General features: G+C 69.0%; 23 protein-coding genes and 1 tRNA gene. 10 read left to right on the top strand and 14 right to left on the bottom strand.

Features of this window, described 5'->3' with window-relative positions; translation table 11 throughout:
• Window positions 1-4 precede the first annotated feature (4 nt).
• Entirely contained in the window at window positions 5-1,180 is a 1,176-nt protein-coding gene (locus N5079_RS02830) for an amino acid deaminase/aldolase (RefSeq protein ID WP_261581718.1), read from the top strand.
• Between the two features lie 351 nt (window positions 1,181-1,531).
• Here N5079_RS02830 and N5079_RS02825 read toward each other — a convergent pair whose 3' ends face one another.
• Window positions 1,532-1,864 (bottom strand): DUF3618 domain-containing protein, encoded by a 333-nt coding sequence (locus tag N5079_RS02825; RefSeq protein WP_261581717.1) that lies wholly within the window; start codon window positions 1,862-1,864, stop codon window positions 1,532-1,534.
• Between the two features lie 132 nt (window positions 1,865-1,996).
• Here N5079_RS02825 and bcp point away from each other — a divergent pair, with 132 nt between their 5' ends.
• The 6 genes from bcp to N5079_RS02795 all read left to right on the top strand — a co-directional run bounded on the left by bcp (window position 1,997) and on the right by N5079_RS02795 (window position 9,710).
• Complete coding sequence (bcp, locus tag N5079_RS02820; RefSeq protein ID WP_261581716.1) at window positions 1,997-2,464, top strand: thioredoxin-dependent thiol peroxidase; 468 nt, start codon at window positions 1,997-1,999, stop codon at window positions 2,462-2,464.
• A 528-nt stretch (window positions 2,465-2,992) separates the two neighbouring features.
• Window positions 2,993-3,066 (top strand) — tRNA-Leu (locus tag N5079_RS02815).
• A gap of 1,378 nt (window positions 3,067-4,444) precedes the next feature.
• Window positions 4,445-5,620, top strand: a complete 1,176-nt coding sequence (locus N5079_RS02810; protein ID WP_261581714.1) for a sensor histidine kinase — start codon at window positions 4,445-4,447, stop codon at window positions 5,618-5,620.
• A gap of 84 nt (window positions 5,621-5,704) precedes the next feature.
• The gene (locus tag N5079_RS02805; RefSeq protein WP_410007727.1) at window positions 5,705-6,358 is read left to right on the top strand and encodes a response regulator; all 654 of its coding nucleotides are present in this window, start codon (window positions 5,705-5,707) and stop codon (window positions 6,356-6,358) included.
• Window positions 6,359-6,470: 112 nt separating this feature from the next.
• Window positions 6,471-7,214: an ABC transporter ATP-binding protein gene (locus N5079_RS02800; protein WP_261581712.1), complete on the top strand. Its 744-nt coding sequence runs from the start codon at window positions 6,471-6,473 to the stop codon at window positions 7,212-7,214.
• A gap of 3 nt (window positions 7,215-7,217) precedes the next feature.
• Window positions 7,218-9,710: an ABC transporter permease gene (locus tag N5079_RS02795; RefSeq protein WP_261581711.1), complete on the top strand. Its 2,493-nt coding sequence runs from the start codon at window positions 7,218-7,220 to the stop codon at window positions 9,708-9,710.
• Between the two features lie 190 nt (window positions 9,711-9,900).
• Here the strand turns inward: N5079_RS02795 and N5079_RS02790 are convergent, their stop codons facing one another.
• From N5079_RS02790 to rph, 5 genes are all read right to left on the bottom strand, one after another.
• Window positions 9,901-10,137 carry a hypothetical protein gene (locus tag N5079_RS02790; protein WP_261581709.1) on the bottom strand — a complete coding sequence of 79 codons (237 nt, stop codon included), beginning with the start codon at window positions 10,135-10,137 and terminating at the stop codon, window positions 9,901-9,903.
• Window positions 10,137-11,444: a toxin glutamine deamidase domain-containing protein gene (locus N5079_RS02785; protein WP_261581708.1), complete on the bottom strand. Its 1,308-nt coding sequence runs from the start codon at window positions 11,442-11,444 to the stop codon at window positions 10,137-10,139. The genes N5079_RS02790 and N5079_RS02785 overlap by 1 nt, the downstream gene beginning before the upstream one ends.
• Window positions 11,445-11,623: 179 nt before the next feature.
• Window positions 11,624-13,492 carry a molybdopterin-dependent oxidoreductase gene (locus N5079_RS02780; protein ID WP_261581707.1) on the bottom strand — a complete coding sequence of 623 codons (1,869 nt, stop codon included), beginning with the start codon at window positions 13,490-13,492 and terminating at the stop codon, window positions 11,624-11,626.
• Window positions 13,493-13,876: 384 nt separating this feature from the next.
• The gene (rdgB, locus tag N5079_RS02775) at window positions 13,877-14,479 is read right to left on the bottom strand and encodes an RdgB/HAM1 family non-canonical purine NTP pyrophosphatase (RefSeq protein ID WP_261581706.1); all 603 of its coding nucleotides are present in this window, start codon (window positions 14,477-14,479) and stop codon (window positions 13,877-13,879) included.
• Between the two features lie 52 nt (window positions 14,480-14,531).
• Complete coding sequence (gene rph / locus N5079_RS02770; RefSeq protein ID WP_261581705.1) at window positions 14,532-15,248, bottom strand: ribonuclease PH; 717 nt, start codon at window positions 15,246-15,248, stop codon at window positions 14,532-14,534.
• Between the two features lie 332 nt (window positions 15,249-15,580).
• Here rph and N5079_RS02765 point away from each other — a divergent pair, with 332 nt between their 5' ends.
• Window positions 15,581-16,240, top strand: coding sequence for a nucleoside/nucleotide kinase family protein (locus N5079_RS02765; protein WP_261581704.1), 660 nt, complete (start codon window positions 15,581-15,583; stop codon window positions 16,238-16,240).
• A gap of 13 nt (window positions 16,241-16,253) precedes the next feature.
• Here N5079_RS02765 and N5079_RS02760 read toward each other — a convergent pair whose 3' ends face one another.
• Entirely contained in the window at window positions 16,254-16,934 is a 681-nt protein-coding gene (locus N5079_RS02760) for a 2'-5' RNA ligase family protein (protein ID WP_261581703.1), read from the bottom strand.
• Window positions 16,931-17,644 carry an HAD family hydrolase gene (locus N5079_RS02755; RefSeq protein ID WP_261581702.1) on the bottom strand — a complete coding sequence of 238 codons (714 nt, stop codon included), beginning with the start codon at window positions 17,642-17,644 and terminating at the stop codon, window positions 16,931-16,933. Before N5079_RS02755 ends, N5079_RS02760 begins: the two co-directional genes overlap by 4 nt.
• Window positions 17,645-17,739: 95 nt before the next feature.
• Between N5079_RS02755 and N5079_RS02750 the strand changes: the two genes are divergently transcribed.
• Window positions 17,740-18,492 carry a class I SAM-dependent methyltransferase gene (locus N5079_RS02750; protein ID WP_261581701.1) on the top strand — a complete coding sequence of 251 codons (753 nt, stop codon included), beginning with the start codon at window positions 17,740-17,742 and terminating at the stop codon, window positions 18,490-18,492.
• Window positions 18,493-18,502: 10 nt separating this feature from the next.
• On the opposite strand, the gene N5079_RS02745 is transcribed toward N5079_RS02750, so the two are convergent.
• From N5079_RS02745 to N5079_RS02720, 6 genes are all read right to left on the bottom strand, one after another.
• Window positions 18,503-19,384, bottom strand: a complete 882-nt coding sequence (locus N5079_RS02745; protein WP_261581700.1) for a hypothetical protein — start codon at window positions 19,382-19,384, stop codon at window positions 18,503-18,505.
• A 329-nt stretch (window positions 19,385-19,713) separates the two neighbouring features.
• Window positions 19,714-20,256, bottom strand: coding sequence for a dihydrofolate reductase family protein (locus tag N5079_RS02740; RefSeq protein ID WP_261581699.1), 543 nt, complete (start codon window positions 20,254-20,256; stop codon window positions 19,714-19,716).
• 61 nt (window positions 20,257-20,317) lie between these two features.
• The gene (locus N5079_RS02735) at window positions 20,318-21,340 is read right to left on the bottom strand and encodes a sigma-70 family RNA polymerase sigma factor (RefSeq protein ID WP_261581698.1); all 1,023 of its coding nucleotides are present in this window, start codon (window positions 21,338-21,340) and stop codon (window positions 20,318-20,320) included.
• 245 nt (window positions 21,341-21,585) lie between these two features.
• Entirely contained in the window at window positions 21,586-22,338 is a 753-nt protein-coding gene (locus tag N5079_RS02730; protein ID WP_261581697.1) for an MBL fold metallo-hydrolase, read from the bottom strand.
• Window positions 22,335-23,177: a glutamate racemase gene (murI, locus tag N5079_RS02725; RefSeq protein WP_261581696.1), complete on the bottom strand. Its 843-nt coding sequence runs from the start codon at window positions 23,175-23,177 to the stop codon at window positions 22,335-22,337. Before murI ends, N5079_RS02730 begins: the two co-directional genes overlap by 4 nt.
• 91 nt (window positions 23,178-23,268) lie before the next feature.
• Window positions 23,269-24,063 carry a thioesterase family protein gene (locus N5079_RS02720; RefSeq protein ID WP_261581695.1) on the bottom strand — a complete coding sequence of 265 codons (795 nt, stop codon included), beginning with the start codon at window positions 24,061-24,063 and terminating at the stop codon, window positions 23,269-23,271.
• Window positions 24,064-24,338: 275 nt separating this feature from the next.
• Between N5079_RS02720 and N5079_RS02715 the strand changes: the two genes are divergently transcribed.
• Window positions 24,339-26,048 (top strand): DUF3352 domain-containing protein, encoded by a 1,710-nt coding sequence (locus N5079_RS02715; protein WP_261581694.1) that lies wholly within the window; start codon window positions 24,339-24,341, stop codon window positions 26,046-26,048.
• Window positions 26,049-26,176: the final 128 nt, after the last annotated feature.

The following is a 26,176-nucleotide window of genomic DNA, read 5'->3' as shown; positions in this document are numbered from 1 at the left end:
CGCCATGGACGACCGACAGCGTCTCGACAGGGCCACGGCCGAGCTGGAGCCTCCCTTCGCGGTCGTCGACATGGACGCGCTGCGTTCGAACGCGGCAGATATGGTGCGGCGGGCTCACGGGAAGCCGATCCGGGTGGCGAGCAAGTCGATCCGCAGCCGCGCGATCCTGGAGCGTGTGCTGGCCATGGACGGCTTCGCCGGGATCATGGCCTTCACGCTGCCCGAAGCGCTGTGGCTCGTCTCCACCGGGCTGCGTGACGTGCTCGTGGCATATCCGGCAGTGGACAGGGCGGCCCTGCGGGCCCTCGGCTCCGACGAGCGCGCGGCGCGCGAGATCACGGTGATGGTGGACTCCCCCGGCCACCTGGATCTGATCGAGAGCCTGGGGCTCGCTCAGCAGATCCGGGTGTGCCTGGACATCGACGCCGGATTTGTCTCTTTCGCCGGGAAGCTCCGAGCGGGAGCCCTCCGGTCACCCGTCCGCGAACCTGAACAGGCCGCGGCCATCGCCGCCGACATCGCCGGCCGCTCCGGCCTGCGCCTCGTCGGGCTCATGTCGTACGAGGCGCAGATCGCCGGTGTGGGCGACAAGGTACCCGGTCCCTACGGCCGGGTGATCCGCTGGATGCAGCGGCGCTCCCAGCGGGAGCTGATGGTCCGGCGCGGCAGGATCACGCATGCCGTACGGCAGGTCACCGACCTGGAGTTCGTCAACGGCGGCGGGACCGGGAGCATCGAGAAGACGGCGAGCGAGCGGGCGATCACCGAGGTCGCGGCCGGCTCGGGCTTCTTCCACCCCCGGCTGTTCGACTTCTACCGGAATTTCACCGGCCGGCCCGCCGCGCTGTTCGCCCTGCCCGTGGTCCGCAAGCCGTCCCCGGACGTCGTCACGGTGCTCGGCGGCGGATATCCGGCCTCCGGGGCGCCGGGGCCGAGCCGGTTGCCCCAGCCGTACCTGCCGGCCGGGCTGCGGTACGACGCCAACGAGGGAGCGGGCGAGGTCCAGACTCCGCTGAAGGGCGAAGCCGCCGACGACCTGCGCATCGGCGACCGCGTCTGGTTCCGCCACGCCAAGGCGGGCGAGCTGTCCGAGCGCTTCGCCGGCGTCTATCTCATCGAAGGCGACCGCGTCGTCGACGAGGTCCCCACCTATCGAGGCGAGGGCAAGACGTTCCTCTGACCGGCCTCTCCCCCCACAACCCCGCGTGATCATGCAGAGGTTCCCGCGCATGCCGTACGACCTGCACATTCGCTGGTCGTGATCATGCACGGAGTCCCGCGCATGCCGTACGACCAGGACACTCACCAGTCGTGATCATGCGCACATTCCACATGACCAGCGCTGATCTGCAGGCTTTCCGTGAACGATCTGGCAGCGAAACGGCATGTGCAAGATCACGAGAGCCGTTCGCCAAGGTCAAGCCGCACGGTAAGGAAAGCACGCATGATCACGCGGTCGGTTTGGGCCGGCCATCCCAGCAGCGCGGGACTCTGTGCATGATCACGCCGAAGGGCGGGGCGGCGGCCAGGGTCAGCGGTTGCGGCGGCGCAGCAGGATGATCGCGGCGCCCACCACCAGGACGGCGCCGAGGCCGATGAGGACCGGGGCCACGGTGCGCGCCGGGTATTCCTCCTCCCACGGCCCAGCCCCCTCCGAGGGCGTGGCGGGATGCGCCGCGACGCCCCCGACCAGATCCCCGAGGGACGACACCAGGTGCTCGGCGTTGGCCTTGACCTTGGCCACGCCACGCTCCGCCACTCGTCTCGGGCTCACCCGGTCCGCGATGGCGTCGACCGTGCGAGCCAACTCCTCCCGGGTGCGCTCGATCTCTCGCTCCAGCGCATCGGGATCGGTGTCCGCCATACGATCCCCTCCTGTGATATCCGTTGTGATCAGTCTGCCAGGTCCGGTAAGCGCCCCGCACCGTGGCCGAGCCGGTAGTTTGGTTGACGCTTGCCCGCGCATCGCCGCGGGTCACCTTCGCAGGAGGACTTCATGAGCAGGCTCGAGCCCGGCGACGCCGCGCCGGACTTCACCCTTACCGACGCCGATGGCAACGACGTCTCGCTGGAGTCGTTCCGCGGCAAGCGTGTCATCCTCTATTTCTACCCAGCCGCGATGACGCCAGGCTGCACCAAGCAGGCCTGCGACTTCCGCGACAACCTCGGCGCCCTGACCGGCAAGGGCTTCGTCGTGCTCGGCGTCTCGAAGGACAAGCCCGCGAAGCTGCAGCAGTTCCGGGAGCACGACGGACTGACCTTCCCGCTCCTGTCCGACGTCGGGCTCGACGTGCACAAGGCATACGGCGCGTACGGCGAGAAGACGAACTACGGCAAGACGATCATGGGTGTCATCCGCTCGACCTTCGTCATCGACGCCGACGGGAAGATCGAGAAGGCGCTCTACAACGTGAAGGCCACCGGCCACGTCGCCCGCCTGGTGAAAGAGCTCGGCATTTCCTGATTTGTACGGGTTGTGACTGGCACCGAAAATGTCAGTGCCAGTCAATAGCCTTACCGCGTGCGGAAATACAAGTACACCCCCGAGCTCCTCGCCGAAGCGGCGGCCAACTCGAAAAGCATCGCAGACGTGCTGCGCTACCTGAACATTCCGTGGTCAGGCGGCACCCACGCGCACATCAGCCGCCGCCTCAAGCACTTCGCCATCGACACATCCCACTTCGGCAGGGTGTCCCCGAACAAGGGCAAGCCCTCCCCTCGACGGCATCTCCCAGCGGAGATCCTGGTAATGATGCCGGCCGGGTCACCGCGCCAGAAGCCCACCACCTTGCGCCGGGCGCTGCGAGAATCCGGTGTCCCCTATGAGTGCTCGGCCTGTAGGATAGGCAACGATTGGCAGGGTCGGCCGCTAACCTTGCATGTCGACCACATCAACGGAAACTGGCTGGACAACAGAAGAGAAAACCTCCGCTTTCTCTGCCCGAATTGCCATTCGCAAACGGCTAACTTCGCGGGCAAAGGAAGAGGAAAAGGGGTCGTAGCCCAATCGGCAGAGGCGACGGTTTTAGGTGCCGTACAGTGCGAGTTCGAATCTCGTCGACCCCACTTGAACTCTCGGGAAAATTCTTCCGGCCAGCCCTCTTCACGCCGTGGCGCGATTTCCAAGTTGCACTTGACCGTCGCGACAGACGATGCCGATTTCCTGGAAAGGTATGTGGCCGATGAAGGCGCCCGGTCACGGTCGGCGGCCATCCGCAAGGCCATCAGCCTGCTCCGCGCCCAGAGCCTGGCTGAGGAGGGGGACACGCGAGCGCACTGAACCGGCCAAGCAGTCGTGCTCAAGGGGATTGGTCAACCCACGAGACTTGTGGCGCTATGAGGTCGGGGAGGGGATCGGGGGGAGAGGTGTGGGCGGTGTGGGCGCCGTCGGCGGCGTAGGCGCGGAGGGTGCCGTGGGGCTGCCCGGCCCGGGCATGTCACAGCGGAATCCTGTGTCAGTGCGCTGGCAGAACCGCGGCAGTCGCCCGACCCCAGGCGGCGCGTCCTCGCCGAAGCGGCGTCCGAACGGCCGTTCCCAGGGCCCTCGACCCGCGCGAGGGTCCTGGTTCTCGTAGCTCACCCGGTAGTAGTGGCCGTGGACCCGGTTCCATAACGCGCCGCCGACGGCTACGACGCCTCCCCCGAGGATCGCCCCGATGAGCACCCCGGCCAGGCCGACGGCAACCAACTGGCCCGCATGCGTTCTCCGCCCTCCGCCGAACCGGCCGGGCATTGCGGCTGCGGGCTGCGTCGGCCCCGCCGCGCCCCATCCCGGGGCGTTCCAGCCGGCGCCGCCCGGGCCGTACGCGTACGAACCGGAGCCGGGAGCCGAGAACGAGCGTGTCGTCCCGGGCCCGGACGCACCGGCCGGTCCAACTCCTGCCCCATAACCCGGTCCCGCCTCATAACCAGGGGCCGCTGCATGGCCCGGTCCCGGTCCATAACCCGGTCCCGATGCTTGGCCCGGTCCGGCCCCATGACCCGCTCCAAGCGTTCGGCCGGGCTCCGCCTCATGGCGCGCGTGGCCGGGCTCCGCCGCAGACCCCTCCGCTGCGGCCGCAGGCCCGGAGGGCGCCGCAGAACCGGGCCCCGCCGTTGGTTGGCCGGCGGAGCCTACTCCGGACCCCGCAGCAGGTCCGGAGCCTGGCTCCGCCGTGGTCGCTGAGGGAGCCGCCTCGGAGGGAAGTGGCCTGGCGCCCTCTCCCGGCCGTGGGTCGCGCGGCTCGTCCTCAGCACCGCGCGACCCAGCGTCTTGATCCGCCATCACAGATCTCCCTTTACCCGCCTCAGCGAGGCGCTCCCGGAGACAAGAATGCGGGGCAATCCGTAAGGAGGGCGTAAACGCCGAGCCCATGCGACCCGATCCGTATGCGACCTGAGTCGTACTCTCGGATCCACCCCAAGACGGAACATCGCTGAGCAGCGGATACGTATGGTTGGAATCGTGTTCGGCGGACTGCGCGCCTGGAGTCGGCGCCACAGCACCTTGGTGGACGCGCTCGTGGTCTCACCGCTGGTGCTGTTCTGCCTGCTCACCCTCAATGTGTACAAGAGCGCTCCACCGTACGGAACGTTCCTCGGAACACCCGCCACGCTGCTGCTGTCGGCCGCGCTCATCACCCCGTTGATGTGGCGGCGGAACCGCCCCCGCGAGGTGTTCGCGGTCGTGGCGCTCATGAGTTTCGGCCAGTGGGTGGCCGGCGTCATGGTGCTCCCGGCGAACTTCGCCGTCATGATCGCGATGTACGGCGTGGCCGCCCGGTGCACGGTCCGCTGGGCGGTGGCGGCCGGGCTCGTCGCCGAGTTCGGTCTGCTGCTGGCCATGCTCCGCTGGAACATCCGGGTGTGGGACGCGTTCCCGTCGATGTCGGTGTTCGTGATCGCCATCTGGCTCGCGGGCATCTACGCCAACACCCGGCGGCGTTACGTCGAAAGCCTGGTCGAGCGCGCGGAGAGGGCGGAGCGCGAGAGGGACCAGCAGGCGCGCATCGCCGCCGCCGCCGAACGCGCCCGCATCGCGCGAGAGCTGCACGACGTCGTCGCGCACAACGTCAGCGTGATGGTGGTCCAGGCCGACGGCGCCGGGTTCGCCATCGACAGCGACCCTGAGCAGGCGCGCCGTGCCGTACAGGCGATCTCGGCCACCGGACGGCAGGCACTCGCGGAGATGCGCCGCCTGGTGGGTGTGCTGAGGCAGGACGCGGCGGCCCGGGAGGAGTACGCGCCGCAGCCGGGCGTGCAGCAGCTCGGCGACCTGGTCAGGCAGGTCAGCGACTCCGGGCTGCCGATCGACTTCACTGTGTCCGGAACGCCGTGCGCGCTCCCCGAGGGTGAGCAGCTGGCGATCTACCGGATCGTCCAGGAGGCGCTGACCAACACTCTCAAGCACGGCGGGCCCGGTGTCCGCGCCGAGGTCGGCGTCGAGTACGGCAGGGGCGAGATCGTGCTGCGGGTCGCCGATGATGGCCGGGGCGCGTCCGCGCCATGGGTCGAGGGCGGCCATGGGCTCGTCGGCATGCGTGAGAGGGCGTCGATGTACGGCGGGACCGTCGAGGCGGCGCCCCGGACCGGCGGAGGGTTCCAGGTGATCGCCCGGATCCCGGTCGGCGCGGCGGCGTGATCACCCCGATGTCAGAACGATGCCAGATCCCGGCAAACAACGTGACGCCGGAGAGCCGAGGGCAGGGCGGCAGTGATACGAGTCATGCTGGTCGACGACCAGGAACTGGTGCGGACCGGGTTCAGGATGGTGCTCGGCGCGCAGCCGGACATCAAGGTGGTCGGCGAGGCCGCGGACGGGGCGGCGGCGATCGAGACGCTGGGCACGACCGAGGCCGACGTGGTCCTGATGGACGTGCGCATGCCCCGGATGGACGGCGTCGAGGCGGCGCGGCTGATCTGTTCACGTCCCGGCGCGCCGAAGGTGCTGATCCTGACGACCTTCGACCTGGACGAGTACGCCTTCGCCGCGATCAGGGCGGGGGCCTCCGGCTTCCTGCTCAAGGATGTGCCGCCCGCCGAGCTGGTCAGCGCCATCCGGTCGGTTCACGCCGGTGACGCGGTCGTCGCTCCGAGCACGACCCGCCGGCTGCTCGACCGCTTCGCCGTACACCTGCCGGCGTCGGAGACCCCCAGGCGGGACGCGGACGTGCTGACGGTGCGCGAGCGGGAGGTCCTCATCCACGTGGCCCGGGGGCTCTCCAACACCGAGATCGCCAAGGAGCTGCAGCTCGCGGAGGCGACCGTGAAGACCCACCTGGGCCGGATCCTGGCCAAGCTGGGGCTGCGCGACCGGGCCCAGGCCGTCGTCTACGCGTACGAGAGCGGGCTGGTCGCGCCGGATCGTCCCAACGGCTGACGCCGGACTACGTCGAAAGTCGCACGTGTGCCGTACGGACCATCAGAAAGTGGACGCGAAGTCCGTTCGCCAGGCCGAGGACCGGTCATGATCACGGCCATAGCCTCGCTGTATGACGACAACGATCGATGTCCGCAGCGCCGTAGTCGCGAGGGGACTGACCAAGGTATACGGCGAGGGCGACGCGGCCGTGCACGCTCTTCGCGGGATCGACGTGAGCTTCGCCACGGGGGCGTTCACGGCCATCATGGGGCCGTCGGGTTCCGGGAAGTCGACGCTGATGCACTGCCTCGCGGGGCTCGACTCGGTCACGGACGGCCACATCAGCATCGGTGACGTTGAGATCACCCAGTTGAACGACAAGCAGCTCACACTGCTGCGCCGCGAGCGGGTCGGCTTCGTCTTCCAGGCGTTCAACCTGCTCCCGACCCTGACGGCCGAGCAGAACATCCGGCTTCCGCTGGAGATCGCGGGACGGCAGGCCGACCGGGCGCTCTACGACCAGGTGATCGACACGGTGGGCCTCCGGGACCGGCTGAAGCACCGGCCGAACGAGCTGTCGGGCGGCCAGCAGCAGCGCGTCGCCGTGGCGCGGGCGCTCATCAGCAAGCCACAAGTGATCTTCGCGGACGAGCCGACCGGCAACCTCGACTCGCGCAGCGGCGCGGAGGTGCTGGCGTTCCTGCGCCGGTCGGTGCGGGAGCTCGGCCAGACGATCGTCATGGTAACCCATGACCCGATGGCGGCCTCGTACGCCGACCGGGTGGTGTTCCTCCGGGACGGACTGCTGGTGAGCGAGCTGGACCGGCCCACCCAGCAGACCGTGCTCGACACGCTCATGGCGCTGGAGGCCTGAGCCGTGTTCAAGACCACTCTGGCCGGGCTCCGGGCGCACAAGCTGCGGCTGCTGCTGACCTCCTTGGCGATCACGTTGGGCGTCGGCTTCATCGCGGGCACGTTCGTGCTCACCGACACGATCGAGGCGGGCTTCACCAAGTCGTTCACCGCCGCGGCCGACAAGATCGACGTGGCGGTCCGCTCGAAGGGGGACCCGCTTCCCGCGAAGCTGCTGGACACCGTGAGATCCGTCGCGGGGGTCAAGGACGCCCAGCCCGTCGTGTACGGCGATGCCGCGCTGATCGGCAAGGACGGCAAGGTGGTCGGCGACACGCCCACAGCCGGGGTGTCCATCCCGGCCAACCGGCTCGACATCACGAACGGCAAGGCTCCCGTGGCGGACGGGCAGGCCGCGCTCGACGAGAACACCGCGAAGGCGCAGGGCTTCGCTCTGGGCGACACCATCGCGGTCCTCGATCAGAAGAACGCCCGGCACGAGTTCCAGCTCGTCGGCGTCTTCGACGTGGGCGTCGAGCAGGACCTGGCCTACCGGGGAGCGGTGGCCTTCACCGCCGCCACCGCGCAGCGGATGACCGGCGAGAAGGGCCTCCAGGAGATCGACGTTGTGACCGCCGGCCCCGCCCCGGACAGTCTCCGTACGGCTGTCGCCGCGGCCGTGAGCCGTACCGGCCTGGGCTCGAAGGCCGAAGTGCAGACCGGGGAGGAGCTGACCCACGACCTGGCGAAGGCCAACGGGGCCGACACCGGCTTCCTGAAGCTCGGGCTGCTGATGTTCGGCGTGGTCGCGCTGCTGGTGGCCGCCCTGGTGATCTACAACACGTTCAACATCCTGGTGGCGCAGCGGATGCGGGAGATGGCGCTGCTGCGCTGCATCGGGGCCACCCGGGGCCAGGTCTTCGGATCGATCGTGCTGGAGTCGGCCGTCGTCGGCCTGATCTCGGCCGTCCTCGGTCTGCTGGTGGGTCTCGGCCTGGGAGCGGTCGCCGTTCTCGTGCTCAGGAACGTGGGCGCGGAGATCCCCACGGGCACGGTCGCGCTCACACCACAGGTGATCGTCATCGGGCTCGTGACAGGGCTGGTCGTGACAGTCGGCGCGGCGCTGCTGCCCGCCCGCCAGGCCACCAAGGTCGCCCCGATCGCGGCGCTGCGCACGCAGGTCGAGGAGCACACGTTCCGCGCCGGGGTCGTCCGGGTGATCTTCGCCGCCCTGTTCGGGCTGGGGGGCGCGGGGCTGACGGTGGCGGGCGTGACCATGAAGCCAGGCGATAGCGCGCTCATGGTCGTGATGGCGGGCGGCGTGCTGATCTTCTTCGCCGTTCTCATCCTGGGTCCCGTGATCGTCAAGCCGCTGAGCGGACTCACCGGCTGGCTGCCGGCACGGCTTTTCGGGGTCCCGGGCCGCCTGGCCGTGGATAATTCGCGGCGCAACCCGAAGCGGGCGGCGACCACCACCATCGCGCTGACCGTCGGCGTCACCCTGATGACGTTCATGTCGGTCCTCACGGCGACGATGCGCGCCACCATCGGCAACGAGCTCGACCAGCAGTTCCCGGCGGACTACCTGGTCACCGCCCAGTCGGGCACGATCCCCCGTTCGGTGGCGGACGCGCTTCGCGGCCGCCCCGAGCTGGCCTCCGTGACTGAGATCAGAGGGAAGGACGCCAAGCTCAACGGCGAGCGGTTCACCATCGGCACGGTGAACCAGTCGGCACTGGGGACCGCCATCAAGCCGTCGGCCACATCCGGCTCCGTGGACGGCTTCGCGCCGGGCCAGGTCGCGCTGAACGCCCCCATCGCGAAGGACATGGGGCTCAAGGTCGGCGACACCGTCAAACTGGAGACGGGCAAGACCAGCACGAGCCTGCGGATCGTCGCGCTGCTCAATTCCGAGGTCTCCCTGCTTCCGGGGGTGACGGTGCCGGAGGCGGCCTTCGAGCAGTACTTCGGCAAGGTCGACGACACCAACCTCCTGATCGACGCGGCGGACGGGGTTCCGACCGACAAGTCACGAAAAATCGTAGAAAGCGCGGTCCATGCGTACCCCACGGTGAAGGTCGGCAGCACGACGGAGATCCGCGGTCAGTTAGACGACGCGATCGACACGATGCTCCTGATCGTCACGGGGCTGCTCGGCCTGGCGATCGTCATCTCGCTGCTCGGCATCGCGAACACGCTGTCGCTGTCGGTCCACGAGCGGACCCGCGAGTCCGCGCTGCTGCGTGCGCTCGGGCTCACCAAGCCGCAGTTGCGCGGCATGCTGTCGGTCGAAGCGCTGGTCCTCGGCGTCGTGGGCGCCCTCGTCGGGGTCGTGCTCGGCGGATTGTACGGCTGGGCCGCCACGAAGACCCTCACGGAAGACGTCCTCTTCCGGCTTCCAGTCGCGCAGATCCTGCTGTTCATCGCCGCTTCGGGCCTGGCCGGAGTGCTCGCGGCGGTCCTACCGGCCCGGCGAGCCGCAAGGGCATCCATCGTCGACTCGCTGGCAAGCGCCTGAAATCTCCCACTCGTGGGTGCACCCACGGCCAATCATGCATGATCACGTCGAGGAACCCGCAGATCAGCCGGAGATGCGGGAAGGTATGCATGATCACGCACGGGAGGGGCGCTGGTCCTCCGGGAATCGCGGGAATCCGTGCATGATCACGAGGGGGGGAGGCCGGGGGGGAAGGCGGGGTGGGGGTGGGTCACTGTTCGGCTACCTGATGGGAGCCGAGCAGTGGCCGGACCGCGATGTCGCCGGTCGTGCCGTCGATGACGACACAACCACCACCGGCCGTCTCCGGTGGAATGCTCGGGTCCTCGGGCTCTTCGTCGGCCACCCAGGCCACGTAGCCGCCCTCGACCGCGAGCATTCCCACCTCGGCGGAACGATCCCGGAAATACCGCTCCGCCAGCTCCCGCGCCTCATCGGGCGAGACCATCAGAGGCGCTGCCCTTCCCGGTCGGTGACCACGCAGAACACCCCGGTGACGTCCTCGTACGGCGGCTCCACCGCCATGTGCCCCCTCTGGGCGTCGATCCAGAGCACCTCGCCCCGGCAGTTGACGGCGTTCCACGCGTGGCTGCCTCCCCCGGGCCATCGGGTGATGAGCATGGCCGCCGCGCCGTGTCCGCCGAAGACGAGGCGCTGCGCGATGGCGACGTAGGCGCGGCGGCCGTGGCCCACGTATTCGAAGCGATGCCCCAGCCACTGCTCGGCCCTCGCCACTCCCCCGGTCTCGCCGGTCAGCAGCGGCTTGCCTCCCGCGTCGTACTCCGGCTGCCTGCGCGCGGCCACGACCGGCTCGCCGTGCCAGGTCGACATGACCGCCAGCGCGCAGTCGACCGCGTTGGTGGACCTGAACGGGTCCTCCGTCGGCCCCTCCGCGTTGATCAGGCGGATCCACGTGCCCCTCGGATCGGGGAAACGCCCGTTCACCGCCTGTGCGAGGCTCTCCCGGGCCGGGCCCTCCTCAGCCTCGGGCCCCGGCTGCGCCAGCCCTCCCGGCCTGCCGTACGGTCTGGTCTGCTCAAGCCTGGGCGGCCGGCGAGAGCTGTCGAACCAGTCCCTTTCGCCGTCCTCCTCGGCCTCCGGCTCAGCGTCGCCTTCGCCGTCGTTCGCACTCGTCCCGGCGGCGCCGGCGACCACCCCGGCGGACGCCTTGTCCGCCACCCCGCCGGGCGCCCCGGCCACCGGACCCTTGGCCGCGCCATTGACGGCCCCATTCACCACTCCCCCGCCCAACCCTTTCGCAGCCCCGTTGCCCAAGCCGTTGAGCGCCCCATTGGCCAAACCGTTCGCGACCCCGTTCGCCACGCCGTTGGCCGACCCGTTCGCAGACCCGTTCGCCCCGCCGTTGGCCGAGCCATTCACCACGCCGTTGGCCGAGCCAGCGGCTGACCCCTTGGCCGAACCATTGAGCGAGCTGTTGGCCGACCCGTTCGCCACGCCGTTGAGCGAGCTGTTGGCCGACCCGTTCGCCACGCCGTCGGCCAGCCCGTTGGCCGGGGCATCGGACGGACCTTTCGCCATACCGTCGGCAACCGCGTTGGCCACACCGTTGGGCAGTCCGTGGCGGGACCCGTCGGCCACGCCGCCGGGTAGTCCGTTGAATCCCCCGGTGACCTTCGGTGGGTCGGTGAAGCGGGTCTCCTGGCAGCGGTCCTCGGCCACGGGCGCCGGGGCCTCCGCGGCCAGCTCGTAGTCACGCCATCGGCGTCCGTCGGCGCTGACGACGGGGTTGTACACACCGGCCGGCAACCTCCATCGAGAATGCCGGCGAGCCATCTCCTGAGTCACGTGCTGCGGCCCCCTCCCTGACACGCACATCAGGCTGCCGATGGTAGAGGCGCCCCAAGGACGGCACGCTGGATTTTCCGAAGTCCCGACCCGCCGCCAGGGCCTTCGACCGGGAATGTCCTAGCTGGTCAGCCCGCCTTGACGACGATGGAGTGATACCCCGTGGCGCCGTCCGGAGCGGGCGGCATCTGCTCGGGCGTCTGGCTGTGACCGGTCGCGTCGGTCGCCCGCACGGAGACGGTGTGCCGTCCGCGGGCGAGGTCCCAGTCGATCGACCACTGCCGCCACGTGTCGGGACCGGGCACCTGGGCGAGCGTGGCCTGCCGCCACTCACCGCCGTCCACCTGCACCTCGACCGCGTCGACGCCGCGGTGCTGCGCCCAGGCGACGCCCGCGATCGTCGTACGGCCCGCCGGGACGTCGTCTCCGCTCCTCGGCACGTCGATCCTGGACTGGGTCTTGATCGGACCCTTGGCCGCCCAGCCGCGCGGCGTCCAGTACGCCTCGTCCTGGTCGAAGCGGGTGACCTTGATCTCGGTGACCCACTTCGTGGCCGACACGTATCCGTACAGTCCCGGCACGACCTGACGCACCGGGAAGCCGTGGGCCGTGGGGAGCACCTCGCCGTTCATCGCGATCGCGAGCAGGGCGTCCCGGCCGTCCATGACGACGTCCACCGGCGTGCCGCAGGTCCAGCCGTCCTGCGAGACGCTGAGCAGCATGTCGGCGTCCCGCCTGATCCCGGCGTCGCGCAGCACGTCGGCCAGGCGCGCGCCGAGCCAGCGCGCGTTGCCGATGTACGGCCCGCCGACCTCGTTCGACACGCAGGTCAGCGTCACGTCCGCCTCCGTGAGAGGGCGTTTGAGGAGGTCGGCGAAGGTCAGCTCGACGGGCCGGTCCACCAGTCCGTGGATCTTCAGCGTCCAGCTGTTGGGATCGACCGACGGCACGACCAGAGCCGTGTCCACCCGGTAGAACTCCGGGTTCGGCGTGACGAACGACGACAGGCCCTTGACGCGGAGGTCGACGCCCGGAGGGAGCGCCTTCGCGGGAACGGCCGGGCGAGGCAGCGCCTTGGCGACGCTCCTGCGGGCCACATCCGCGTCGTTGAAGCCGGCGAGCAGCCGTCCGCCGAGCCCGGTCACCCCGGCGACGCCCAGCCCCACAGCGACACCCGTCAGCAGCCTCCGCCGGTCGAACGCGTAGACGTCGTCTCCGGCCCGCATGACCGCCGGCATCTCGGCGGGGCTCCCCGTCGCGCCCTTGGTGAAAGACTGCCAGGCTGTTCCCGCTCCCGCTCCCGCTCCCGCTCCCGCGGCCCTCCCGCCGGTTTCGCCGGCCGTTTCGGCAAGGCTCCGCGCGACAACCGGCTCACCGGGCCTACCGGGTTCATCGGGTTCCGGCTCGTGGGACCCGGTCTCATGAGCCTCGGTCCCGATAGCTTCGCGTAGCTCATCGGGCCTGGGCTCAGGTCGTACACGCCGCTCAGGCCGATCACCCAGATAGCGCGGCTCGCCGCGCTCCCGGCGGGCGATCTCCCATTCGGGCGGCTCCGTCCGGCGGAACAGCCCCGACAGGGCCCAGACCCCGGCGGCCGCCCCGAGGACCGAAGGGAGGAAGTCGAGGCCCCCGGAATCCGGCCGGCTGACCGCGGCGACCGCTCCGACGAGGCCGAAGAGGGCCAGGCCTGCCTTGCCGTACGCGACCCTTCTCCGCGCCAGAAGTCCGATGCCGGCGGCGATGAGTGCGACCACGATGACGATGCCGCTGATCAGCACCGGCTTGTCGTCGGACCCGAAGGTCCTGATGGCCCATTCCTTGATCCACGCCGGAGTCCGGTCGACCACGGCGCCGCCGACCGCGATCACCGGCGCGGCGCCGGGGTTGATGAGACCGGCGGCCAGCTCGGCGACTCCGAGCGCCACCGCGCCCGAGGCCACGCCGATCGTGGCGGCCGCCCACCCGGGAATGCGGAGGCCGCTTTCGTTCGCGTTCACAGTGGAACGCTACGCCCGGCCGCCGGGGAAGGTCTTACGGCGGGATTACGAGGTAACCCGTTGCCGTGATCATGCAGGGTTTCCCGGGAAGCTCCGGGACGTGGCGTTCCCCAAATCGTGATCATGCATGGATTCCGCCGTACGCGGTCTGATCAGTGCCGACACCGTTTGTGATCATGCGGTGTCCGTCCGTCGGCCTCACCCTCGTCCTACATGATCACGCTGCACAAAACACCAGGTAGGACGGTACGTGTGGGAACATGTGCATGATCACGCTGCACAAAGCACCGGGTAGGACGGTACGTGCGGGAACATGTGCATGATCACGCGGCAAGGTCAGGGCGGAAGGGGACCCGCACCTTCTTCCCTTACCTGACCGGCGCTCTAGGCGAGGACCTGGGCGATGACCGGGGCCAGGGCGCGGAAGGCCCGGCCACGGTGGCTGATGGCGTCCTTCTCCGCAGCCGACATCTCCGCCGTCGTACGGCTCTCGCCGTCCGGCACGAAGATCGGGTCGTAGCCGAAGCCGTTGGTGCCCCTGGGCTCGCGGATCAGGAAGCCGTGCATGGCCCCCTCCACGATGTGCTCCTCCCCCGAGGGCAGCGCGAGCGCGGCCGTACAGGCGAAGTGGGCCTGGCGGCGCCCCTCCGGCACGTCCGACACCTGGGCGAGCAGCAGGTCGAGGTTCGCCTTGTCGTCGCCGTGCGCTCCGGACCAGCGGGCGGAGAAGATCCCCGGCATGCCGTTCAGGGCGTCGACGCAGAGCCCGGAGTCGTCGGCGACGGCGGGGAGGCCGCTCTCCGACGCGACGGCGTGCGCCTTGAGCAGGGCGTTCTCGGCAAACGTGAGGCCGGTCTCGGCTACGTCACCGATATGCGGGAAGGCCTCCAGGCCGACCAGCTCGACCGGCACACCGGTCTCGGCCAGGATCCTCCGGAGCTCCACGATCTTCCCGGCGTTCCGCGTGGCCAGGACCAGCTTGTTCATCCTGTCTCCTCCATACCCATGCCCGTGTCCGTGCCGTCCGAGGTCCGGCGGGTCAGGCGAGCGCCTCGGCCTGCAGGCGGGTGAGCTCGGCGCAGCCGGCCGCGGCGAGGTCGAGCAGGCCGTTCAGCGTGGCCCGGTCGAAGGGGGCGCCCTCGGCGGTCCCCTGCACCTCGACGAAGTCGCCTCTGCCGGTCATGACCACGTTCATGTCGGTCTCGGCCTTGACGTCCTCGGTGTAGCAGAGGTCGAGCAGCGGCTCGGAGCCGACGACTCCGACGGAGACGGCGGCGACGGAGTCCATCAGCGGGTCGCCGGGGCACATCTTCCGCTGCCGCATCCACGCCACGGCGTCCGCGAGGGCGACGTAAGCGCCGGTGATGGCGGCCGTGCGGGTGCCGCCGTCGGCCTGGAGCACGTCACAGTCGAGGAGGATCGAGTTCTCCCCCAGGGCCTTGTAGTCCACGCACGCCCGCAGGGACCGGCCGATCAGCCGGGAGATCTCGTGGGTCCGGCCGCCGATCTTGCCGCGGACCGACTCCCTGTCACTGCGCGTGTTGGTGGAGCGGGGCAGCATGGCGTACTCGGCCGTCACCCACCCCAGTCCGCTGCCCTTGCGCCAGCGGGGCACGCCGCTCTCCACCGTCGCGGCGCACAGCACCTTCGTGCCGCCGAACTCCACGAGCACGGAGCCCTCGGCATGGGCCAGCCAGTTCCGCGTGATGGTCACGGGGCGAAGCTGATCGGGTCGACGTCCGTCTGCACGAGCCATATTCAGTCAGGGGCTCTGCACTCTCCCAAGCACACTTCCCCTTCCTCCTTCCGCTGCCTTTGTGCGAGCTCACCCTCAAGGGCGAACGCGGGCCTCATTCTAGTCAGCCCGCCGCGATCATCGTCGCGCCGAGCAGGTGGTCCGGGACCGGGCGGTGGAGCTTGACGGGGGTGAATCGGCGAGTACATCATTCCGTTACGTTCGTGGGTATGTCGTCGAGCTTGTGACGCGCGTACCAGCCGGTCCTTTCCCGAGCCGCTCACCTCGTCTTTGAGGTGTTTCAGATCGGATGACTTGTGATAGACATTCCGCCGCAAGGGGACGCGATCGTGGTGAAAAGCCTCGATCAGCTGCTCGACCGGGCAGAGAATCTGCTCGCCATTGATGGGCGTCATCTGCTCGGAATAACGGGGCCTCCCGGGGCGGGAAAGAGCACCCTCGCGGGGTGGCTGGAGTCCACCCTGGCGGAGCGGCACGGCGCGGAGCCTCCGCTCGTCGCCCAGGTTCCGATGGACGGTTTTCATCTCAGCAACGCCGAGCTGGCGGCACGGGGCCTGTCCAACCGGAAAGGCGCCCCTGAGACCTTCGACGTCGCCGGCTACCGCGAGCTGCTTCGCCGTACCCGGGAGGACGCGGACCGAGACTGGTTCGCCCCGTCGTACAGCCGTGAGCTGCACGAACCCGTCCCGGACTCGAACCGCATCCCCTCGTCAGTGCGCCTGATCATCAGTGAGGGCAACTACCTGCTGGTCGGCGACGGCGGCTGGGCGGAGGTCGGCCCGCTCTTCGACGAAGTCTGGTTCGTGGTCGTGGAGACCGAGATCGCGAGGGAGCGGCTGACCACGCGCCAGATCACCGGCGGACGGTCGCCGGAAAGCGCCGAGGAATGGGTGGGCCGCAACGACATGGCGAACCTCGCCATCGTGAACGGCACGGCGCCACGAGCCGACGTTCTGGTGAAGCTGGATATCGGCGCTTATAACGACCTCTAATCCGATTTCGGCGTCATTGCCCGAGTCGTACGGTGTCGACGACATCCCAGCACCACTCGCGATGGTCCCGTCCGAGCGACACCATGTGGATTTCACCGACGACGATCTCCACCGTCGTTTCGTACGGCTGCGCTTCCAATGCGGCGAGAATCGGGGCTGTGGGCGTCACCGCGTTGCAGTAGCCGATCGTGACATGCGGCCAGAAATGGTCGTCTGTGCCGACGAGCCGGTCATCGCCGATGACCTGTTCGATCGCCCTCCGTAGCTCGATCCGCAGAGCGCTGATCTCGCGCCAGGGGGTCACCCGCAGTACCACGGCCTCGGGATCGGGGTCCATCGGCCCCAGACGCAGGGGCAAGGGTCCGAACTCGCCCAGGCGGGCGCGGACCTTGCCGACGATCTCATCGACCTCGGCGCGCTCGACTTCGTCCGAGAACCCCACCTGCTGCACGCTGATGTGCAGGTTCCGGGCAGCGGGGCGATCCAGAACCGGCAGAGACAGCGACTGGTGAGAGACGTCGGACAAGCGCGCCACCTCGGCATATCCCCCAAGAGGGATATACCACCAGTACGCCCGCCTGCCGTACCGCCAGCCTTTCCGCCATTCCCAGTGATCGCGCATGTGCGTCAGCTCGCGCACCACACGCCGGCGTCGCTCCGTCTCCGCCTTCTCCCGTGGCGTCTGGGCGGTCATGTCCGTCCGTCCAGCACTCGGGTGACGGCGTCGTAGCAGCCCGCGGAGTCCGCTAGGATGTCGGGCTTGGTCAGTCTCCGCAACGGGACACCCCGCTCGACCTCCGCTCCCCTGCTTCTGATCTGAACCACCGGGATGCCCGCCAGCCTGGCCGCCACCACATCCGTCATCCGGTCCCCGACGAGCACCGCACGGCGCGCCGCGGCCGCCCGGATCACCTGATGTATCGCGACCGGTGAGGGCTTGAGCGGCAGCGTCCTTCCGTCACAGACCACGATGAGCTCGGCATCGGCCAGCGAATCGAGGCCGGTCCGCCGGATCTTCTCCCACTGGTGGCCGGCCTCTCCATTGGAGACGATGGCCAGCCCCTTTCCGTCGGCTTTCAGGGCGCGAGCGGCCAGGAGGACAGGCGTCCGCGGCCTGGTCAAGCCGACCTGCCATCGCCGGTAGTCCGCCCGCAGGCCCTCCCAGTCCAGGCTCCGGTCAAGAGGCAGATCGGCCACCATGGCGACGACCCCGAGCAACTCGTGCAGCCTGTCGTCGCCGTAGAGCAGAGTCGTCGCGCGCCAGGCCACGGCCGCGCGGACGAGTTGTCCCCGCTCGCAGCCGGGAAACGCGGTTTCGAGAATTCTCCGTCTGGCCGCCCGGAGTCCCCGGCTGGTGTCGAGCAGGGTGTCATCCAGATCAAAGATGACGAGGTCATCTGGCACGTTATGCCCATCAGGGTCGAAGGCTGCACTCATGGGGTCATATAGACAAACTGTCGCTGCTCACTTCTAATGAGGCAAGAGGGCGAGGAGTGGATGTGGCGAGAATCGACTACAACGGCCCTGTGGCAGCGGCGTACGAGTCCGGGCGAGGAGCACCCGAAGGAGGGCTCGACAACTGGCGGTCGGCTCTCGCGCCCTATTTCCCGGCCAGTGGCCCTCTCCTCGATCTCGGCGCGGGCACCGGCCTGTACGCCCGCGCGATAAGCGACTGGTTCGGGCAGCGGGTAATAGCCGTCGAGCCGTCCATGAGCATGCTCCGCCAGGCCATCGCGCACGCTGGGCCCGACCAGGCGCCGATCAGTTATGTCGCCGGACGCGCCGAGGAGATTCCTCTCGCGGACGGCCGCTGCGCGGGAGCCTGGCTCTCGACGATGATTCATCACGTGACCGACCTCGCCGGCTGCGCCAGGGAGTTGCGCCGCGTCACCCACGCGGGAGCGCCGGTTCTGATCCGCGGCACCTACCCGGGCCGGCAGTCAAAGATCGCTTTATACAGGTTCTTCCCCACGGCCGCCCGGATTGTTGACTCTTTCCCGTCCGTGGAATTCGTGATCGAGGCGTTCTCACGCGCCGGATACTCCGCCGAGTCGTTTTCCAGCGTCCGTCAGAGCAATGCCCGCGACCTTCGCGAGTTCTATGAGAAGGTCCGGCACCGGGCGAACACCACCCTCCTGAAACTCCCGGACGACGAGTTCGCCGCGGGCCTGGAGCGCCTGCGCCAAGCGGCGGAGTCGGAGGTCGTCGGCGCGCCCGTGGAATCGGAGCTCGAACTGCTCGTGCTGAGGTGACGGGTTCTCATTACCCCGGCTGGTCGAGGACTATCTCCTCTAGGTGGGGCACCCGGTCGGTGTAGCTGCCGGTCGACACCACCGCCACGAAGTTGCTCGATCTCGGGATCTTGGCCGCGAGCGAGCGCCAGTGGCGCGATAAGTACCACCCCGCGGCGGTCGTCCCGACCGGGCCGAGGCCCGCCACGATGATCCAGCGCCGCTCGCGATGCTCCTCCGGACTGGGCGAATACCTCAGGATGATCCCGTACTGCCGTTTCGCCGTGGAGGCGTACTCCTTTCCGGTGCGCAGCCTGATGAACTCGGACCCGGACTCGTCATCCACGATTTCGAACAGCGGCCGCGGGTCCTCGTGCACGTAGAGATGAGTGCAGTCGTTACTGGACAGACCGAAGCTGATGAAGCTCCGATTGCAGGCGTCGATGATGGCGCTGTCCACCACCATGACATTGGGGCAGCTCAACGTGCTCTCGAACGCGTCGGCGACGTAGAGCATGGCCTGCACGTCGTTGGCCGCCACCGTCCGGGGAATGTCGATCCGATGGATCGTCAGATCCTGGAACCGTGAATTCGGCCGCTGGAACAGCATCTGCTGATTGTGCGTCTTGAGCGTGACCCGCACGTCCTCGTGCATCACGAAGTCGGGATAGACCAGAGTGGTCTGCTCACGGGCCAGTTCGTGTCCGAAGAACTTGATGCGAGCGCGATTCAGGACGCGGCCCTGGCTGACCACGAGGAGGTCCAGCATGGCCGCGAAGACGAATGATGTGGCGATTCCGATGACGAGCTCTTGAAAGGCCCCGTCGACCCGCAGCGAGAAGACGAACAGCCCGACGGCCACGGCCAGCCCAACCGCGTCCAGGACGAAGCGCTGTCTGCCAAGCAGTTCCACGATCGCACTCCGGGGCGGGACACGGTGCCTGTGGCATCTCTATTGCCGCATTACCAGGTGAGGCCAGAAAGGGATTCCAAGCGCGCCGGAGCGGAGCCGGGAAGGCGTCACCACCCCGTTAACCCGTTTCCATGGCATTCAAAATCCCCATTGTGGATGGTGACACCCGCCACAGCGGATCGCAAGCCGTGCCGTGCAAATCGTTACGGCGTTCCCGGTTCACCCAGGCGTTCTAGGGCGTTCTAGGTACGGCGGCCACACTTGCGATCTAATCTTGGTGAAGGGGCCTGCTTGGCCGATTGCGCGCTTGCTCCATGAGTACGAAGGGCTCATCGGACGACGCGTAGCCAGAGGTTCGTCGCTCGCGGCGCGTGGGTCAGGCTGAGGCGTTCGAGCTTGACGCTGCTCCCGCCCGGGTGGTCGAACAGCCGGACGCCGTCGCCGAGCAGGACGGGCGCGATGGATACGAAGATCTCGTCGAGCACACCCGCGTCGAGGCACTGCCGGGCGACATCCGCGCCAAGGACGCCGACGTACTTGTCACCCGCGGCGGCCTTGGCCGCGGCGACGCCGCTGTCGAGATCACCGACGAAGGTGACACCCGGCACCGAAATGTCCGGGATGTGGTGGGTGAGGATGAACTGTGGCCCATCCCACCCCCCGCCGTACGGCTCGCCTTCGTTGTCCGTGCCCTTGTACGGATCGTCGCCGCCGAAGGTGCGGTTGCCGACGAGAAGGGCGCCCGTATTGACCATGATGTCGTCCACCGTCGGGTTGGGCCCGAGGTGATCGACCAACCAGGACATGTCACCATCTGGGCCAGCGATGAAGCCGTCCAGGGACATGGTGCACTGGTACTGCAACTTGGCCATAACCTGCCTCCGTCGAGATCAATCGGTTGACCCCTGTCGAGACGGCGGACCGCGCGGAAACTCATCGGTGCGTCGAAGGCAACGCCGTCGGCAGGGCGAACGCCGGGAACAGGCCGGGGTCATGGAAGGCGGTGACCTCCATGATGCGGCTGTCCTCGATCCGCAGCACGGCGATCGCGAAGGCGCGGTAGGCGGGCTCGTCGAGACCCTGCACGTAGGCCGCCACCGCCGGCTGCCGGTTGGCCCGGGTCGGCACCATTTTGAACCGGCCCACATAGCCCGGCGAGCCGGGGTCCCAGCTCACCGCCAGCGTCGCCACGACGGTGTCGCGCCCCTGGAACCACATCGGGTAGGGCGGCATCGTCGCCCGAACGTCTTCGGCCAGCAGGGCCGCGACCGCGGCGAGGTCGGCACGTTCAACCGCGTCCATGTACCGCCGCAGCACTGCCCGCTCCTGCTCGGTGGGCTCGGCCGACGGAGCCCAGTCCAGGCGGCGCTCGGGCAGGTGCTCCCTCAGCGTCTCCCGGGCCCGCTGCAAAGCGCTGTTCACCGACGCCACGCTGCCCTCCAGCAGCGCCGCAGTCTGCTTGGCCGGCCAGCCGAGTACGTCGCGCAGGATCAGCACCGCACGCTGCCTGGGCGGCAGATGCTGGATCGCGGCCAGAAACGCCAGTTCGATCGTCTCCCTGGCGACCACCACGGTGTCCGGCTGTGCCTCGCTCGGCGCGGCTGGCTCCCACAGCCGATCCGGAAACGGCTGCAGCCACGCGATGTCCGTACGGGGCGGCAGCGCAGCGCTCGGATCCGACGGCGCCGCCACGTGGTGTGGGAGCACTCGGCGTACCCGCCCGTCGATGGCGTCGAGGCACGCGTTCGTCGCGATCCGGTACAGCCAGGCGCGGAACGTCGAGCGGCCCTCGAAGCCACGGAGGCTTCTCCAGGCGCGCAGGAACGTCTCCTGTACCAGATCCTCCGACTCGTCGAACGAGCCCAGCATCCGGTAGCAGTGCGCCCGCAACTCGCCCCGATGACGCTCGACGAGCGCTGCGAACGCGGACTCGTCGCCCGATCGCGCAGCGGCCACAACCACATCGTCGTCATCCGCGCCCGACAACAGCCCTCCGTCCGTGCCTCGCCCAACAGTTGGCCCTTGGCGAGAACGCTACGACAGACAGCGGCGGTGCGGGCGGCGGCATAACCAGTATCAGTCGCCGCCGGCGAATTTAGTCCGTTTCACCAGGGTGATGGGGTGGATGCCGAGGACGCCGGCGAGCAGGGCGAGGTAGCAACGTGATCAGATCACGCAGTGCGGCTGCCGTACCAGGGTGTTCAGCCGAGGTCGTAGACCGCGCCGCTTCTGGCCAGTTCAACCGGGCCGTCGAAGTCGCCGCGCGACGCGTCGTCGAGAATCCGCGCCTGGTCGTACCACGGGACGAGATGGGTGAGAACCAAGGTTCCGACCCTGGCCTGGCCGGCGTATTGGGCGGCCTGCCGGCCGTTCAGGTGGAGATTGGCGGGAAGGCCCGGTTCGTCGATGTGGGCGGCCTCGCACAGCAGCACGTCGGCGTCGTGGGCCAGCTTGACCAGCTCGGCCGACTCGCCCGTGTCCGCCGAATAGGCCACGGAGCGGCCGCCGTGGGAGACGCGGAAGCCGTACGTCTCGATGGGATGGTTCATCAGCGCGGCGGTCACCTGGAAGGGGCCGATCTCACGCATGCCGGGCGACAGCGTCACGAAGTCGAAGGACTTCTCCAGGACCGGCTCGTCGGGCATGCCGTACGCCGCGTTGAGCCTGCGCGGGGCGCCGCTGGGCGCGTGGACGGGCACCTTCGGCAGGGGACCGACAGGTGTGTAGGTGCGCACCACGTGGTAGGCGCAGATGTCGAGGCAGTGGTCGGCGTGCAGATGGGACAGGCAGATCGCGTCCACGTCATACAGTCCGGCGTGCCGCTGGAGCGCCCCCAGCGACCCGTTGCCGAAGTCGAGCAGCAACCGGAAGCCCTCCGCTTCCAGCAGGTAGCAGGAGGATGGGCTGTCCGGGCCGGGAAAGCTGCCCGAGCACCCGACGATGGTCAACTTCATACCGACCTCCCAATGCCGGATTCCTCACCGACTGCCGCGAGCTCGACCGCCTGGATCTCCGGCCCGAGGAACCTCTGCCCCAGCTGCGCGAACAGCGCCGTGTCCCCGGTGGCGCGGAAGCGGTGGAGCGGCGTTCCGGCCCCGCTCGACAGCCCCCGGTCGTGGAGGATGCGATAGACGTCCTTGGCGGTCTCGTCGGCGCTGGACACCAGCGTGACCTCGTCCCCCGCGACGTAGGAGAGTGCCCCCGCGAGCAGCGGATAGTGCGTGCAGCCCAGGATGAGGGTGTCGCAGCCGGTGTCCTGGATTGGTTTGAGATAGCCGCGAATGACCTCGATGAGCTCTTCGCTCATCGTCTCGCCCCGCTCGACGAAGTCGACGAGCAGGGGGGCCGCGACGCCGACCAGCTCCACGTCGGGGGCGGCGGCGAAGGCGTCGTGGTAGGCCATCGACTCGATCGTGGCCCGCGTGCCGATCACGCCGACCCGCCCGTTCCTGGTGGCCCGTACGGCCCGCCGGGTGGCGGGCTGGATGACCTCGACGACCGGGACGGCGTACCGCTCCCGGGCGTCCCTGAGCACCGCCGCGCTGGCGCTGTTGCAGGCGATCACCAGCATCTTGACGTCGTGCTCGACGAGGTGGTCCATCACCTCCAGGGCGTACCTGCGAACCTGGGCGATGCCCTTCGGCCCGTACGGCTGACGCGCCGTGTCGGCCACGTAGAAGATCGATTCGTGGGGAAGTTGGTCGATGATGGCCCGGGCGACGGTCAGGCCGCCCACGCCGCTGTCAAAGATTCCGATCGCTCTGCTGTTGTCCGGCACGCTCTCCAAGGTCACGGTTCCCAAGGTTAGGGGAGCCCGCGCGGCCACTCACGGTAAGAATCCTCACATCAGACTCACCCTTAGCCCTGTTTCATGCGAAAGCTTGCTAACCACGCCCCACCCGGGCGATCTGCCGCGATTGGGCCACCAGACGGCCCGCGGAGTCCCACACTTCGACGTCCTCGTCGAACCAGCCGTCGCTGATCAGCCGCCCGCTTCCGAGGAGGGTCAGCCAGCCCGGCGCCGGCAACGCACGCAGATGCCAGGTCAGCTCCACAGTGGGGGCCCACCCTCTGGCGCCCGCCGAGAACACCACGGGCGGCAGCGCGTCCACGGCGAACGCGAGCACGTACGGGTCGGGATCCTGCGGCTCGGCCATCCTGAAGTACGCCCGCGACTCCGGCCGCCCGGTCGGCTCGCCGGACAGCCATCCGATCGTCGGCGGGTCGAACAGCAGCTCTATCTGGGTGCTGAAGTTCATGCGCGACTCGGGCTTGGGCTCGGGCAGCTTCACGCAGCCGGCGGGATCCGGCATCGGCGCGGACGGCCCACTGGACCAGTCCGGGACGGCCGCCTCGTCGAGCGTGGCCGTGGTCACCAGCGTTTCGATGTACGGCCGGCCGTCCTGGACGAGCGTCGCCCGGATCATCGTCGCCGTCCGGCCCGTTTTGAGCTGCTCGACTCGCACGGTCGCCGGCCCGGGCACGGGCGCGCGGAGGAACTGGGCGCTCGTCGAGACCGGATGCGCGTGCGGCGACGCGCCCACCGCCGCCCGCAGGACGGTCGCCAGCAGATAACCGCCGTTCAGTGGGCCACTCATCGAATATCCGTCGTCGAGACACACGTCATACGTGCTGTCGTCGACCCTGATCGCCTGCGTCGCCTCGTCGAACTTGGTCACCGCTCTCCTCGCCCCGTCCGGCCGGGAAGACTCCCGAACGTTGTTCTGGCGAGTACTTTAGCGATGCCGTACGGCCGCCGCCTCGGCGGTGCGGCGGTCGGCTTTCCGGCTGTCCGGTCGGCGGTGCGGCGGTCGGGTGTCCGGTCGGCGGTGCGGCGGTCGGCGGTGCGGCGGTCGGCTGTCCGGCTCGGGTCAATCAAGTCCATTGCAAGCGGTTCGCTAGCTTCGCGGCATAGTCTGCGGGATGTCCTTGATGATCAGACTGTGAGCGAGCCATGCCTGCCGACACTCCCCCCGGCTACCCGTTTCCTCCCGACCAGGATCCGGACCGGACCATCGCGTACCGGACGCCGCAGCCCGTCCAGCCAGTCCACCCCGCCCAGTCCGCCCAGCCCGCCGGGCACGACAACCCGCGGACCCAGCAGCTGCCGCAGTGGCACGAGCCGGAGGAGCTCGGCTACGGCATGGCGCCGCCCGCTGACGCCTACGGCAACCCGGGCGCGTACGGAAACCCCGGCGCGTACGGAAACCCGGGCGCTCCCGCGACGCCGCCGAAGCGAGGCCGGGGATGGATCGTCGCCCTCGTCGCCGCCGTCCTCGTGGGCGTGGTCGGCGGTGGCGGCGTGTGGGCGGTCGCCAAGCTGAGCGGCGGCGGCACCCAGCCGCAGGAAGTTCTGCCCGGCAACGCCATCGCCTACGTGCGGCTCGACCTCGACCCCGCGGCCAACCAGAAGGTGGCCCTGTTCAACATCGCGCGGAAGTTCTCCGTCACCAAGGACTCCTTCACCGGCGACGACCCGCGCAAGGCCGTGTTCGAGGCGCTGCGCAAGGACGCCCCCGACCTCGGGAAGGTCGACTACGCCAAGGACGTCGAGCCCTGGCTCGGCGACCGCATCGGCGTGGCCGTCCTCGCCCCCGCCAAGGCCGGAGCGGACCCGGGCGTCGCGGTGGCCGTACAGGTCAAGGACGAGGCGGCGGCGCGGACGGGCATCGCCAAGCTGGCCACCGGAAAGCAGCCCGGCCTCACGTTCCGCGACGGCTACGCGATCCTGGCGCAGACGCAGGCCGAGGCCGACGCGTACGGCAAGGCCGCGCCGCTGACGCAGAACGCCGACTTCAGTGACGACCTGTCGGCTCTCGGCGAGCCGGGCGTGCTGTCCTTCTGGGCCGACCTGGGCCAGATCGCCAAGGCGAGCGGGGCGGACCAGAGCGCCGACGCCGCGATTCTGGAGCCGATCAAGAACACGCGCTTCGCCGGTGCTCTCCGGTTCGACGGCGACTACGCCGAGCTGACCGGCATCACCCGTGGCGGGAGCGCCACCGGCGCCACCGAGCCGGAGCCCGTCAAGATCGGTGAGCTGCCCGACTCGACCGTGGGCGCCCTGTCGGTCTCTGGCCTCGGCGACGTGCTGCGGAAGCAGTGGCCCCAGATCCGGAAGGCCGCCGAGTCGACCTCCGACGGGCAGTCGTTCACCCAGTTCCTCGACCAGGCGCAGCAGAACTACGGCCTGGCGCTCCCGGACGACCTGGTGGCCCTGCTCGGCAAGAGCCTCACGGTCGCGGTCGACCAGCAGGGCCTGGGCGGCGACCAGCCCAACGTCGGCGCGGTCCTGGCGACGGATCCCGGCAAGGCGCAGGAGGTGCTCGGCAAGGTCGAGAAGTTCCTCGCCGACTCCGGAACGCCGCTGCAGCTCGCGAAGGCCCCCGGCGACGGCCGGCTGGTGGTGGCGAGCGCGCAGGGGTACGCGGACAAGCTGGCCAAGGGCGGCACGCTGGGCGACAGCGAGACCTTCAAGCAGGCCATCCCCGACGCCGACGCGGCGACCTACGCCCTGTTCGTCGACCTCGACAAGCTCGAGCCGTTGTACGCGGCGAACCTCCAGGGCGATGAGAAGGCCAACGCCGAGGCGCTCCGCGCGGTGGGCCTGAGCGGCAAGTACAGCGGCACGGAGGCGACCTTCACCCTCCGGGTCCTCTTCAACTAACCCCTACCCACCCGCGCGACCCCCAGGTTGTGATCATGCACGGATTCCCGGGAAGGCGGTCCAACTGCCACAACCCAGGTCGTGATCATGCACACATTCCTGGATCAAAGTCCTGACCTGGCGAAATA

Source organism: Planotetraspora sp. A-T 1434, from assembly GCF_025420585.1.
Classification (GTDB): domain Bacteria; phylum Actinomycetota; class Actinomycetes; order Streptosporangiales; family Streptosporangiaceae; genus JAOEGB01.
The sequence above is the reverse complement of the archived record's forward strand: the minus strand, read 5'-3'. Positions and strand labels throughout refer to the sequence as shown.